The 12,848-nt window shown below is 70.6% G+C and carries 9 protein-coding genes; 5 read left to right on the top strand and 4 right to left on the bottom strand.

The annotated features are described in order from the left end of the window. Positions 1 to 2 precede the first annotated feature (2 nt). Both NQO67_RS14945 and NQO67_RS14940 read right to left on the bottom strand, forming a co-directional pair. A complete protein-coding gene (locus tag NQO67_RS14945) occupies positions 3 to 2,162 on the bottom strand; it encodes an OmpL47-type beta-barrel domain-containing protein (protein WP_255950715.1) in 2,160 nt (719 codons plus the stop codon). A 116-nt stretch (positions 2,163 to 2,278) separates the two neighbouring features. Beyond that, positions 2,279 to 4,708: a ThuA domain-containing protein gene (locus NQO67_RS14940; protein ID WP_255950449.1), complete on the bottom strand. Its 2,430-nt coding sequence runs from the start codon at positions 4,706 to 4,708 to the stop codon at positions 2,279 to 2,281. Between the two features lie 428 nt (positions 4,709 to 5,136). Here NQO67_RS14940 and NQO67_RS14935 point away from each other — a divergent pair, with 428 nt between their 5' ends. The 5 genes from NQO67_RS14935 (at position 5,137) to NQO67_RS14915 (ending at position 9,931) form a co-directional block, all read left to right on the top strand. Then, a complete protein-coding gene (locus NQO67_RS14935) occupies positions 5,137 to 6,099 on the top strand; it encodes a multicopper oxidase domain-containing protein (RefSeq protein ID WP_255950714.1) in 963 nt (320 codons plus the stop codon). Between the two features lie 292 nt (positions 6,100 to 6,391). Next, positions 6,392 to 7,444: a LacI family DNA-binding transcriptional regulator gene (locus tag NQO67_RS14930; protein WP_255950448.1), complete on the top strand. Its 1,053-nt coding sequence runs from the start codon at positions 6,392 to 6,394 to the stop codon at positions 7,442 to 7,444. A 172-nt stretch (positions 7,445 to 7,616) separates the two neighbouring features. Next, positions 7,617 to 8,399, top strand: coding sequence for a VOC family protein (locus tag NQO67_RS14925; protein ID WP_255950447.1), 783 nt, complete (start codon positions 7,617 to 7,619; stop codon positions 8,397 to 8,399). Between the two features lie 340 nt (positions 8,400 to 8,739). Continuing rightward, positions 8,740 to 8,985: a WhiB family transcriptional regulator gene (locus NQO67_RS14920; RefSeq protein WP_255950446.1), complete on the top strand. Its 246-nt coding sequence runs from the start codon at positions 8,740 to 8,742 to the stop codon at positions 8,983 to 8,985. A 253-nt stretch (positions 8,986 to 9,238) separates the two neighbouring features. After that, a complete protein-coding gene (locus NQO67_RS14915) occupies positions 9,239 to 9,931 on the top strand; it encodes a maleylpyruvate isomerase family mycothiol-dependent enzyme (protein WP_255950445.1) in 693 nt (230 codons plus the stop codon). Positions 9,932 to 10,014: 83 nt separating this feature from the next. On the opposite strand, the gene NQO67_RS14910 is transcribed toward NQO67_RS14915, so the two are convergent. Together NQO67_RS14910 and ssgD are read right to left on the bottom strand one after the other, a co-directional pair. After that, a complete protein-coding gene (locus NQO67_RS14910; RefSeq protein ID WP_255950444.1) occupies positions 10,015 to 11,748 on the bottom strand; it encodes an ABC-F family ATP-binding cassette domain-containing protein in 1,734 nt (577 codons plus the stop codon). 503 nt (positions 11,749 to 12,251) lie between these two features. Continuing rightward, positions 12,252 to 12,668: a spore wall synthesis regulator SsgD gene (gene ssgD / locus NQO67_RS14905; protein WP_255950443.1), complete on the bottom strand. Its 417-nt coding sequence runs from the start codon at positions 12,666 to 12,668 to the stop codon at positions 12,252 to 12,254. Positions 12,669 to 12,848 lie beyond the last annotated feature (180 nt).

The following is a 12,848-nucleotide window of genomic DNA, read 5'->3' as shown; positions in this document are numbered from 1 at the left end:
AGCTACAGGTCCTCGATGCGGACGTCCCGGTATGAGATGCGGTCGGCCGTGCTGTGTACCTGGAGGCCGATGTAGCCCTCGTCCCAGCGCCGTCCGTCGGTGCCCGGGTCGTCCGACCGCGGGGGCTCGAAGACCTGCCCGCCGACGTTGTCGAACTCGTTGATCAGTGTGCCGTTGCGGTACAACTGGAAGTGCTGGTCGATCACTCGGATCTCGTAGTCGTTCCAGGTGCCCTTCGGGGTGGGCCTGGCGCCGGCGAGGCCGACCCGGTCGAAGCCGTAGACCGAACCGGTCTTGTACATGTCGCCCGTGGGGCTGTCCAGGATCTGCATCTCGTGGCCGTACTCGATGGCCACCCACTCCGGACGGGGCTCCAGCGGGTTGTCATGCACCTGGGGGAACCGGACGAAGACGCCGCCGTTGGCGTTGGCGTCACCCGCCGCGTCGTCGCGCCACTGCAACTTCAGCGAGAAGTCACCGTACTTGCGAACCGGGTACCAGAGCATGCCCAGGCTGTCCGCCTGCTGGCTGGTGATGGAGCCGTCGTCGTTCAGCTTGAACGAGCCGCCGCCGACCTGCTCCCAGCGGTCCAGTGACTTCTGGGTGCCGTCGAAGATGGTCGTGTAGCCCTCGGTGTGTCCCGGGGTGCCGATGCCGGACTGCTTCGCCGCCTTGTTGATCAGCCGGTACTCGCGCTGGTCGATGACGCCGTCGGCGAGCAACCGGTCGGTGACCGTCTTGACGTGCTTGAGGAACAGTGCCTGGGACGTCCACTCCTTCTCGTCCTCGATGAGTTCGTTGATCCGGCACCGGTTGTTCGTCACACGGTTCGGCACCCCGGTGTCGACGGTGCCGACGAACACCGTCGTGCGCTCGTCGTACTCGGCACACGGCGGACCCGGCACACCGCCGCCCGGTGCCACCGTGAACGACACCGACGCCGCCGCACTGGTGTTGCCCGCCTTGTCGCTCGCCCGGTAGGCGACGGTGTGTGCCCCGGTGCGGTCCACCACCACCGGGTCCGCGTAGGCGAGGTACGGGCCGCCGTCGAGCGAGTACTCGACGGACGCCACGCCCGAGTCGGCGTCGGTTGCCGTCACCGTCACCGTGGCGCGGGTCAGGTAGGCGCCGTCGGAGTTCTTCTCACCGTCGACCTTGGCATGCACCTCGGGCGGTGTGGTGTCATCGGCGGGTGGCGCCACCACCGTGAAGTCCACCGACTTCTCGGCCGCCGCGTTGCCCGCCTTGTCGGTGGCCCGGAAGCGCACCGTGTGCTCGCCCGGATCGTGCACCATCACCGGCGCGGTGTACGGCTGCCACGCACCGTCCGCCTCCAGCGCGTACTCGATGGTGTTGACCCCGGAACCGGTGTCGGACGCGGTCACCGTCACCGTCGCCATGCCCACGTAGGCGCCGTCGGCGTCCTGCTCGCCGGTGACCGTGCCGGAGGTGTCCGGTGGTGTGGTGTCGTCGGTGGGTGGTGCCGCCACCGTGAAGTCCACCGACTTCTCGGCCGAGGTGTTGCCTGCCTTGTCGGTGGCCCGGTAGCGCACGGTGTGCGTGCCGACCTGGTCGATCACCAGGGCGGTGGTGTACGGCTGCCAGGCACCGTCGGCCTCCAGCGCGTACTCGACGGTGTCCACGCCGGAGCCGTCGTCGGTGGCGTCGACGGTCACCGAAGCGGAGCCCACGTACGCCCCGTCCGCGTTCTGCTGTCCCTCGACCTTCGCCGAGGCCTCCGGCGCCGTGGTGTCGTCCCCGCCCCCGCCGTCGGTGACGACGAGGGTGCCGGACATGGAGGTGTGCCCGGGCATCGAGCAGAAGTAGTGGTAGGTGCCCGGGGTGAGGGTCACCTCCGCGGTGTGCTTGCCGCCCTGGGTGTCGGTGGGGCTGGCCTGGAGGTTCAGCTTGACGTCGTTGTTGTACTGCGAGTCGGTGACGTCGAAGGTGAGGGTGTGCGGCATGTTGGTGGTGTTGCCGGTGGCCGTGCTGTTCTCGAAGACGATGGTCGCCGCGCCCGCCGTCGCGGTCGTAGGCGCCGAGGTGTATTCGGTGATGCTGTCGCCTGCCGTCCAGGTCAGCGTCTGGGCCGCCGCACCGCCGGCGCCGGCCGGTTCGGTGGTACGCCCGTAGGCGGCCGTCGAACCGAGGCCCAGCACCATCGCCAGACAGGCCAGCAGCACGACGACCGGATGCCGCTGCTGGTGCCGCTGCCGCTGCCGCTGCCGCTGCAGCGGTCTGTGGTGCCCGGGTGCTCTCCCGGGTGCTCTGCCGCTCATCACTGCGCCTTCCTTGCCAGGTCCTCGGGGGCCGGGGTCGGAGCGCCGCCCGTGTAGGTCACGTGCCACAGCGCCGAGTGCTCGTCGGAGGTGAAGAAGCCGCGACCGTAGTCCAGCACGTAGAGCGAGCCGTCCGGGGCGAACTCCCAGTCCATCAGGTTCCCGATGCCGTCGTTTCCGGTGGGGATGATCTTCTTCAGGGACTCCGAGTGCACCGGCAGCCCACCGTCGCCCATGGTCTTCGGATCCATGATCACGGCGTTCCGCGGCTGGGTCTGGTCGTAGAAGTCGCCCACGAACCACTTGCCGTCCCAGTACGCGGGCCAGGCGTTCGGGCCCGCGGTGGCGGCGTCGTAGTGGTAGATCGGGCCGTCCATGGTGGCCTGGCCGCCGCCCTTGAGCCACGGCAGCAGATAGGTGGCCTGGTCCTTGTCGTAGGAGGGGATGCCGTCCGCGTTCCTCGGGTAGTCGGGAGCGCCGCCCTGCGGCGAGTACCAGATGTTGTTGCCGGTCACCGGCGGCAGGTTCACCAGGCCGTCGTTGTTGGGCGACTCGTTCTTCGGGTGGTCGCAGTCGTACCAGCCCAGCGGTTGGGTCGGATCGGGCAGGTTGCGGTCACGGTAGGGCTGCTTGTTGCCCATGCAGTACGGCCAGCCGCGGTTGCTCGCCTTGGTGATCACGGCGAACTGGTCGTACTTGGCCGGTCCCCAGGTCGGTGACGGGTCGTTGGCGTCCGGACCGACCCAGCCCGCGTAGAGGATGTCGGTCTTCTTGTCGACGAAGATGCGTGCCGGGTTGCGTACCCCCATCGCGTAGATCTCGCCGCGCGTCTTGCCGCCGCCCTCGTCGGTCTCCTTGCCGGTGAAGAGGTTCCCCTCGGGGAGGGTGTAGGTGCCGTCCGGCTCGGGGTGGATGCGCAGGATCTTGCCGTTGAGGTTGTTGGTGTTGCCGGCCGTGCGACGGGCGTCGGCGAACGAGACCCCCTGGTAGTTGGGCTCGGGGTTGTTGCCGGAGTAGCCGTCGCTGAACTGCGAGGAGTTGTTGTCCCCGACCGCGATGTACAGGTTGCCCTTGGAGTCCCAGCTCATGCCGCCGCCCGCGTGGCAGCAGCTGTGCACCTGGGCCGGCCACTTCAGCAGCACCTTCTCGCTGCTCACGGCCAGCTTGTTGGTCGCCAGGTCGAGGGTGAAGCGGGAGACCTGCCGGGTGTCCATCTGGGTCTCGCGGTTCAGCCCCGAGAACGGGGTGTAGTAGACGTACACCCACCCGTTGTGCTCGAAATCGGGGTCCAACTCGATGCCCAGCAGACCCTCTTCGATCTTGGTGAGCTCGTCGCCGCCGCCCTTGTTGCCGAACACGTCCAGCTCGGCGGCGAGGGTGACCTGACCGGTCTTCGGGTCGTAGACGTGGATCTGGCCCTTGCCGCGGCCGACGTTCGGGTCGTTCCAGTCGGTGACCACGGGCTGTGCGGCGTCCGCGCCGCCGCGGCCGATGTAGAACACCCGCCCGTCGGGTGCGATGGTCATCCCGTGCGGCTCGCCGATCTGGTCGTTCTGGCCGGGCTGGTTGGGCTTGGTGACCCGCTCGGCCTTGTAGTCGGCGGTGATGGTGGCCTTGCAGTCGGCCTGCACCAGACGGGTCGTCCACAGCAGGGCGCCGCGCAGATGGCTGCGGAAGTCGGTCTCGTCGTACGACGACGCGGTGCCGCCCATCGCGGTGTAGAAAGAACGCCCGCCGTCGTAGTCACGACACCAGGACACCGGGTGGTCCCAGCCGTTGGCGCCGGTGCCCGGCTGGTACGTCGACTCGCGTACCCGCGCCACGGTGTGCACGGTGCCGGTCGGGTTCTGCTGCCAGTTGAACCACTGGTCGGGGCGCTTCCACTCCAACGGCAGCTGCTGGGTGGCCGGATTCACCCGGTCGCCCACCTCGACGGTGGCCCGCTGGACGGAACCGGGGCTGTCCGCGGCCGGCCGGGCGCCGATCAGGCCGGTGAACCAGTCCGAGTACGGCTCCGCACGTGCCGCGTCATGCAGGCCGACGAAGCCGCCGCCCGCTTCCATGTACGCCTCGAGGCCCGCCTCCTGCTCGGGGTCCAGCACATCGCCGCCGCCGGTGAGGAAGACGACGGAGTTGTACGAGCCCATCTTCTTGGCGTTGGTGAAGACTCCGGGGTCGTCCGTGGCCTGCACCCTGAACTGCTGGTCCGTCGGACCCGACTGGCCGATCTTCTCGATGGCCGCGATGGCCGGGTTCACCACGGGGGATTCATCACCGTCGGCGGCGCTGCCGTAGAAGAGCAGCACTTTGACGTCGTCACTGCCGGGCGGCGACGGCAGGTCCAGGGCCGCCGCCATGGCGTTCGGGTCGAGCCGCGCTGCGGCGGCCGGGCCGGTCAGTAAGCCTGCGGCGAGTGCTCCGGCGGCCATGGCTGAGTACCAGGCACGCCGCGAGCGGCTCGGTCTGTGATGTCCGGATCTGTCGGGCCCTCGCGCCGCTGAGGGCTTTTGACGCGGTGTGAGCCGCATGTCGTCAGTCACCCAACCCCTCATGGTCATGACATCAACCTGGTTGAAGCTAGACCTCTTTTCATGGTTCGCCAATAGGTATAACCGGGATTGCACGAACTTTGTCCTGAGTGTGGATAAACGAAGATCGCGGGGTTACCGTGTGCCCGTGCCGGGGCCTTCGGTGCCCCTTGTACCTCCATGCGAAGGGCGGGACTTCGGTGAAGGACGACGCAACGGACGAGACGGTCGGCACGACGGCGGACGGCACGACGGCGGACGGCACGCCAGGGCCGGCGACGGCCGGGCGCGACGCCCCCGGGACCGGGCACGGCAGACGGGCGGCGCCGCTGGGGCGGCGCGCCTTCGCCGGTCGCCTCCTGGCCGCCGGTGCGGCGACGGCCTCCCTCGGACCGGTCGCCGCGGCGACCGCCGCAGCGAGCCCGGCGAGCGCCGCCCCCGTGACCCGGCCGGCCCGAACGGCCGCGGCGGGCGGCACGGTCCGGCATCTCACGATGTACGCGGAGAAGCTGTCCGACGGGCAGCTGGGCTACGGCCTGGAAGCGGGCAAGGCCACCGTCCCCGGCCCCCTCATCGAGCTCACCGAGGGCGACACGCTGCACATCGAGTTCCACAACACCCTGGACGTCGCCGCGAGCCTGCACGTGCACGGCATGGACTACGAGATCACCAGCGACGGCACCGCGATGACCGGCAGCGACGTCGAACCGGGCGGCACCCGCACCTACACCTGGCGCACCCACGCCCCCGGCCGGCGCGCCGACGGCACCTGGCGCGCCGGCAGCGCCGGGTACTGGCACTACCACGACCACGTGGTCGGCACCGAACACGGCTCCGGCGGGATCAAGGCGGGCCTGTACGGGCCGGTGATCGTCCGCAGGGAGGGCGACGTCCTGCCGGACAAGACGTACACGGTCGTCTTCAACGACATGACGATCAACAACCTGTCACCGGGCCCCGATCTGGAAGCCACCGTGGGTGACCGGATCGAGTTCGTCCAGATCACCCACGGGGAGTACTTCCACACCTTCCACCTGCACGGTCACCGCTGGGCCGACAACCGCACCGGCATGCTCACCGGGCCCGACGACCCCAGCCCGGTCGTCGACGACAAGACCGTCGGTCCCGGGGACTCCTTCGGCTTCCAGGTGATCGCCGGAGAGGGCGTCGGCGCGGGCGCCTGGATGTACCACTGCCATGTGCAGAGCCATGCGGACATGGGCATGGTCGGGCACTTCCTGGTCAAGAAGGCGGACGGCACCATACCCGGACAGCAGGCGAAGAAGGGCTGAGACCCGCGCGGCACGGCGCGTGCCGCGTCACGCACCGCAGCGGTGCGCGGCACGCGGCCCGCCCTGCCCGACAACACGCTGCGTCAAGGGCAGGGACGGCATGTGGCCACGCCGGACGGACCGTGCGCCACCGGGACGATCATCGCGAACGGTGCCGGCCCGCTGGCTCGGCGTGCCACGCGGGGCGGTGTCCGGTCCCTCGTGTCCCCACGCAGGGAGCGCTCTCTCGCCGCCTGGGCACCGTGTATATGGTGGTCGGCAACCTGCTGTCCCACACGCGGAGGAGCCCCAGGTGTCCGAACCGACCGATGCACGGCCCACGCTGGAAGCGGTGGCCGCACGGGCGGGAGTCTCCCGGGCCACCGTGTCCCGTGTCGTCAACGGCAGCACAGGTGTCCGGAAATCGCTTGCCGAACGGGTGCGGCGCGCCGTCGACGAACTCGGCTACGTCCCCAACCAGGCCGCGCGGAGCCTGGTCACCCGGCGTCACGACGCCACCGCCGTGGTGGTGGCGGAGCCGGAGACACGGATCTTCACCGACCCGTTCTTCGGCCTCCAACTGCGCGGCATCAGCAAGGAACTGGCCGCCCACGACTCCCAACTGGTGCTGCTGCTCACCGAGGGGCCCGACGACTATGCCCGGGTGGGGCGCTATCTCGCCGGCGGCCATGTCGACGGCGCCCTGGCCTTCTCGCTGCACCTGGACGACGCCCTGCCCGGCATCATCCGGGCCGCCGGCCTGCCCGCCGTCTTCGGCGGCCGGCCCTACTGGTCCGACGGGGGCGGGGGCATCCCGTACGTCGACTGCGACAACCACGGCGGCGCCCGGGACGCGGTGCGGCACCTGGTCTCGCTCGGTCGTACCCGGATCGCCCACATCACCGGACCGTTGGACCAGACCTCGGCCGTCGACCGGCTCGACGGGTACCGCGAGGTGCTGGGCGACCCCGACCCGCGGCTGACGCAGGAGTGCGACTTCACCCAGGCCGGCGGTGAACGCGCGATGCGAGCCCTGCTGGAGCGCTGTCCGGACCTGGACGGCGTCTTCGCCGCCAACGACCTGTCCGCCGCCGGCGCCCTGCGGGTGCTGCGCGAGCGCGGGCTGCGGGTGCCCGAGGACGTCGCGGTCGTCGGCTTCGACAACATGCTCCACGTCGCGGAGCACACCGACCCGCCCCTGACGACGGTCCGTCAGAACATCGAGGGCATGGGACGGATGATGGTCCGCCTGCTGCTGCGCGGTCAGGGTCGTGGCCCGGACACCGGGAACCCGGACGAGATGCCCGGCGAGGACGACGGCCGCGTGGTCACCCAGACCACCCTGGTCCGTCGCGCCTCGGCCTAGCCTGCTCCAGGACCTGTCCGTCGTGTCCGACCTGTTCGACCTGTTCGACGTGCCCCTGCGGAGGCCGAGGTGAGAGCGCTCTCTGATCGGGGTGCGCTCGGGCGGCAGGCGCCGATGCGCGGTGTCAGACTCGGGGGTGAAGGGACAACGGGGAACCCTCAAGGAGGGCATCATGCTCACTACCCGTTATGTCGACGGGGCCCCGGACTGGCTCGATCTCGCCACCCCTGACATCGCCGGCGCCCAGTCCTTCTACAACGGGCTCTTCGGCTGGGACTACCGGCTCGCGGGCCCCGACGCCGGTGGTTACGGCATGTTCCGTACCCACGACAAGGTCGTGGGGGGCGGCATGACCGTGGAGCCCGAGCAGAGCCCGCCCGGCTGGACGATCTTCTTCCAGGCGACGGCCGCCGACACCACGGCCCGCGCCGCCGAGGACGCCGGCGGCTCGGTGCGGTTCAAGCCCATGGACGTCATGGACCAGGGCCGCATGGCCATCCTCGCCGATCCCGCAGGCACCCCCTTCGGCATCTGGCAACCCGGCTCCAACAAGGGCATGGACGTCGTGAACGACCCCGGTGCGCTGTGCTGGACCGAGCTCTACACCCCGGACGTCCAGGCGGCCGGGCGGTTCTTCGGCTCGGTGCTCGGCTGGACCACGGAGGAGCAGGCGTTCAGCGGCGGCACGTACACCATCGCCTCCCCGGCCGCCGGCGGCGAGAACGCCGGCTTCGCCGGTCTCGTGCCGCTCTCCACCGACCCGCAGGCCCCCGGCCCGTACTGGCTGCCGTACTTCGCGGTCGACGACCCCGACGCAAGCCGCGCCAAGGCGCAGCAACTCGGGGGCCGGGCGCTCGGCTCACCCATGGACATCGAGGGCGTCGGCAGGATCGCCCAGCTCGCCGATCCCTACGGGGCGCGGTTCGCGGCGTTCAAGGCTGCACCGCGGTCGTAGCACCGGCGGACCGCCTCCGCGCAAGGTGTACACGCCGACGGTGCGGCAAGGTGCGGTGCGGCGGGGGGCCTGCCGGTAGGCTCCGATCTGTCGTCGCGTGGTGACTGCACGTTCGGCCGTCCGCCGGCTGCCCGAAGGGGAAGAATTGCCTGCCCCCGAGTGCGGCGGGCCGTGGCCGCGGGTCCCTTCGGACGTGTGGCGTGCGGGGCCTGAGGGCAGCCCGCTGCTGGGTAGCGGCCTGCTGCCGGGATCGCCGGTCGGCGGCCCGCGGCGCGGGACTGAACGGGCGTTGATCGTTCGTTGATCGGTTGTTTTTCTCCGCCGGGAACGATGCCGTGCCATGCAGATCGACAGCATCAGCGAAGCCGACCTCGACTGGCAGCAGCGCGCTCTGTGCGCGCAGGTCGGTACGGATTTCTTCTTCCCGGAGCCAGGCAGCTCCGTGCGCGAGGCCAAGCGCATCTGCCAGCTGTGCGACATGCGCGCCACCTGCCTGGAGTACGCGTTGGAGCACGACGAGAGGTTCGGCGTGTGGGGCGGCCTTTCCGAGAAGGAACGTCTGGACCTGCGGCGCGACCCGTCGTGAGTCCGTGGCGCGCGATGCCTCCACTCCCGGGCGCGCGCTCCCGTCCGAAAGATCGTCCGAAAACCCTCGGGGCGCCGCTCAGCAGTCCGGGCGGCGCCGTGCGCGGCCCGGACTCCGGGCCCGCGGGATGCGCCTGACGCGTGCCACGCGCGGGGCAGAGTGGCGGAAAGGCCGCGCTGCAAGCGGGGGGGACACGCGTCCGCCCGGAGTGCCGGAACCGTAGATTCCGGTGTCGTGGGCTAGTTTCCGGAACATGGACTCCGTTTCCTTCCTCCGCCATCTGGACCAGGAACTCGGCGCCTTCCGCAGCTGCCTCGGCGCCGACCTCACGACACCCGTCGAGCACTGCGGAGCCTGGACGCTGCACGACCTCGCCGAGCACCTGGGGCAGTCCAACCTGTGGGTGGCCGCCGCGGTGACCGAGGGGCACGGTGACTTCCGGGCGCCCGCCGCACCACGCGGCCGGGATCTGCTGGTGCCCTGGTTCGACGGAGGTGTCATGACCCTGCTCGACGCGCTCGACGCCGACCCCGCCACCCCCGCCTGGACCGTTCAGCCACCCCACACGGTCGGCTTCTGGCAGCGTCGACGCTGCCTCGAGACCCTGGTGCACCGCTGGGACGCCGAACACTCCCTCGGTACGCCGGCTCCGCTCGACGCCGAGCTGGCGGACGAGGGAGTGGCCGAGGTGTTCGACACGATCGCGCCGCGGCAGATCGCACGGGGCCGCGCCCGGCCACCCCGGTACGCGGTGCGACTCGACGCCACCGACACCGGCGGGTCATGGACCTACGGTCCCGGCGACCCCGTCGCGGGAGTCACCGCCTCGGCGCAGGACCTGCTGTTGATGCTCTGGCGCCGGCTGCCGAGCGATGCGGGGGCCTTCACCTGGGACGGTGACCGGGTGGCCGGGCGCCGCCTGCTGAACGACCCGCTGGTGGCCTGACCCGTCCTGGTCGCTGTGCGCTGCATTGCCGTCGGCCGCCCCGGGGTGCGCCCCGGGGCGGCCACGCAGCCAGTGCGCCCCCGTCAGTCGTCCGCGCCGGGCGCACCGTCCGCTTCCGCCACGCCGGGAGGCTCGGACGCGCCGCCCACCACCGCACCGTCCCCGTCGAGATCGGGCAGCTCGTGATGCTCGGTGAGCTGACCGTCCGCCAGCAGCAGCCAGCGGGTGATCCCGATCGATTCGAGGAACGGCATGTCGTGGCTGGCGACCACCAGGGCCCCCTGGTAGGACTCCAGCGCGCTGGTGAGCTGCCGGACGCTCGCCATGTCCAGGTTGTTCGTCGGCTCGTCCAGCAACAGCAGCTGCGGCGCCGGCTCGGCCAGGAGCAGGGCGGCGAGCGCCGCACGGAACCGTTCTCCGCCGGACAGGGTCGACGCCTTCTGGTCGGCCCGCGCGCCCTTGAACAAAAAGCGCGCAAGCCGTGCGCGAATGGCGTTGTTGGTGGCCCCGGGGGCGCGCTGCACCACGTTCTCGGCGACCGTCAGATCGCCGTCGAGCACATCGAGCCGCTGGGGCAGGAACCGCAGCGGCACATGGGCCACCGCCTCGCCGGCAACGGGCGCGAGCTCACCGGCGACGGTGCGCAGCAAGGTGGTCTTGCCCGCGCCGTTGCGCCCTACCAGCGCGACGCGCTCCGGGCCGCCCAGCGTGAGGGTGCCACCCACCCGTGCGCCGTAGCACAGGGCGAGGTCGTGCAGGGTGAGCACGATGCGGCCCGGCGGCACCGCCGTGGCCGGCAGGTCGACACGGATCTCGTCGTCGTCGCGCACCGCTTCCACCGCCTCGTCCAGGCGTTCCTTCGCCTCCGCGAGCCGTTCCTCGTGCATGATGCGGTGCTTGCCGGCGGAGACCTGGGCCTGGCGCTTGCGCTCACCCATGACGATCTTGGGCTCGCGCTTGTTCTGCTCCATCTTCTTGCCGTACCGGCGGCGCCGGGCCAGCTTGACCTGGGCGTCGGCGAGCTCCCTGCGCTGCCTGCGCAGATCGGACTCGGCGGCCCTGACGGTGCGCTGGGCCGCCTCCTGCTGGGTGGCCAGCAGCTCCTCGTACATCGAGAAGTTGCCGCCGTACCAGGTCACTTCGCCCTCGTGCAACTCGGCGATCTGGTCGACCAGGTCCAGCAGCGCCCGGTCATGGCTGACCACGATGAGCACGCCGGTGAAGGCCTCGACCGCGGCGTACAGCCGGCTGCGGGCATAGCGGTCCAGGTTGTTGGTGGGCTCGTCGAGCAGCAGCACGTCGGGCCTGCGCAGGAGCAGCGCGGCCAGCCGCAGCAGCACCGCTTCGCCGCCGGAGACCTCACCGGTGGTCCGGTCGAGCCCGATGTGGCCGAGGCCGAGCTGGTCGAGGGTGGCGCGGGCGCGCTCCTCCACGTCCCAGTCGTCGCCGACCGCGGTGAAGTGCTCCTCGGCCACGTCGCCCGCCTCGATGGCGTGCAGCGCGGCACGGGCCTCGGCGATGCCGAGCACCTCGTCGACGCGGAGCGCGGTGTCCAGGGTGACGTTCTGCGGGAGATAGCCGGTCTCGCCGGCCACCCGGACGGCGCCGTCGGTGGGGGTGAGCCGCCCGGCGATCAGTTTCAGCAGGGTCGACTTGCCCGACCCGTTGGACCCGATCAGGCCGGTCCTGCCCGGTCCGAACGCGGCCTGCAACCCGTCGAAGACCGGGGAGCCGTCGGGCCAGCCGAAGGACAGCGCCGAACAGGTGATGGACGTGTGCGAGCCGGGGCGTCCGGACGCGGCGGATACAGAAGACATGAAACCTCGCGGTGGCAGGAAGCGGTCAGGGCGACGCGTTCGGGACACCGCGAGGTGCGGGGATCGACGACGAGGAGGCGGAGTCGCTGCCGGTCCGTACCGTTGGATTCCGGAGGTTCTCGGGAATCAACGGGCAGAAGCCGGAGCGGAGCGCTACGGGAAGCAGACGCGGGACGGACGCGGGGTCCGCACGCCGGGATCGTGCCCCAGAAGGCCTTGAGGAGGAGGGTCCGCGGGACGGCTCGTACGCCGAGGTCGCACGCTCCACACATGCTGACGCTGACGGTCAGGTGCGGCGCGCGGTGCCTTCGGACTCAGACGAGCAACGTCCTTCTCCTGTCGACGGCAATGGGACGCCATCCAACGTACGGTCCCGGTCCGGCATCGTCAAAAGAATTACCGGCGGACGATGCGCCGGGCGCACGCCGAAGCGCCGGGCGCCCGGGTCCGCACGCGAGGTGCGGCCCGGGCGCAGGGCGGAGGACCGGCGGCCGGGAGCCAGGTCAGCAGGCGTCGCGCATGAGCTCGGCGAGGTCGTGGTCCAGGTCGACGTACCGGCCCTCATCGCCGGGCGCGACCAAGGCGGCACTGCGGGTCAGGAAGCGGCGCAGGTCCTGGCTGCGGATGTGCACGAGCGCAGTGCCCTCCGGGGCGTGGAACTCCAGGACCGTACGGTCGTACCCGTACGGGCGTACCCGTACGTCGCCCTGCCCGGTCTCCTCTTCCAGGCCGTCGGAAAGCAGCTCGCGCGCGAACGTCCAGCACACCTCGACCCCCTCCAGGGTCGCGGCGGCCGGGAAGGTCATGCGGACGGCGAACGGATCGCTCCGGTCGTAGTGGAGCGTGGCGGAGACGGTCGGCGTGCGCGGCGCGGCGGCGACCAGGCGGGCCTCTACGGCTTGCTCGATGACGGTGGACATCGCCTGCTCCCTGGTGACGGCTGATTCAAGGGTTAGGACGGTGACGGCTCCCCGGCCGTTCCCGGCTGTACATGGCACGCTGTTCTGACGACTTCGTGGGCAGTGGGTGAACTGCGGGTCACCCGGACGCGGCGACCCTCACCAAGTGAGACGGTTGAGCGGCCAGTTCCGTGCACGTTC

This window comes from Streptomyces odontomachi (genome assembly GCF_024435355.1).
In the GTDB taxonomy this organism is placed as follows: Bacteria; Actinomycetota; Actinomycetes; order Streptomycetales; family Streptomycetaceae; genus Streptomyces; species Streptomyces odontomachi.
Note: the sequence above shows the minus strand (reverse complement) of the source record. Positions and strands in the feature narration are given on the sequence as shown.

Bases quoted from the DNA above. Each gene is read 5' to 3' on its own strand.
- NQO67_RS14945 (WP_255950715.1), bottom strand. From the start codon at position 2,162: ATGGTGCTGGGCCTCGGTTCGACGGCCGCCTACGGGCGTACCACCGAA.
- NQO67_RS14940 (WP_255950449.1), bottom strand. From the start codon at position 4,708: ATGGCCGCCGGAGCACTCGCCGCAGGCTTACTGACCGGCCCGGCCGCC.
- NQO67_RS14925 (WP_255950447.1), top strand. From the start codon at position 7,617: ATGCTCACTACCCGTTATGTCGACGGGGCCCCGGACTGGCTCGATCTC.
- NQO67_RS14920 (WP_255950446.1), top strand. From the start codon at position 8,740: ATGCAGATCGACAGCATCAGCGAAGCCGACCTCGACTGGCAGCAGCGC.
- NQO67_RS14915 (WP_255950445.1), top strand. From the start codon at position 9,239: ATGGACTCCGTTTCCTTCCTCCGCCATCTGGACCAGGAACTCGGCGCC.
- NQO67_RS14910 (WP_255950444.1), bottom strand. From the start codon at position 11,748: ATGTCTTCTGTATCCGCCGCGTCCGGACGCCCCGGCTCGCACACGTCC.
- ssgD (WP_255950443.1), bottom strand. From the start codon at position 12,668: ATGTCCACCGTCATCGAGCAAGCCGTAGAGGCCCGCCTGGTCGCCGCC.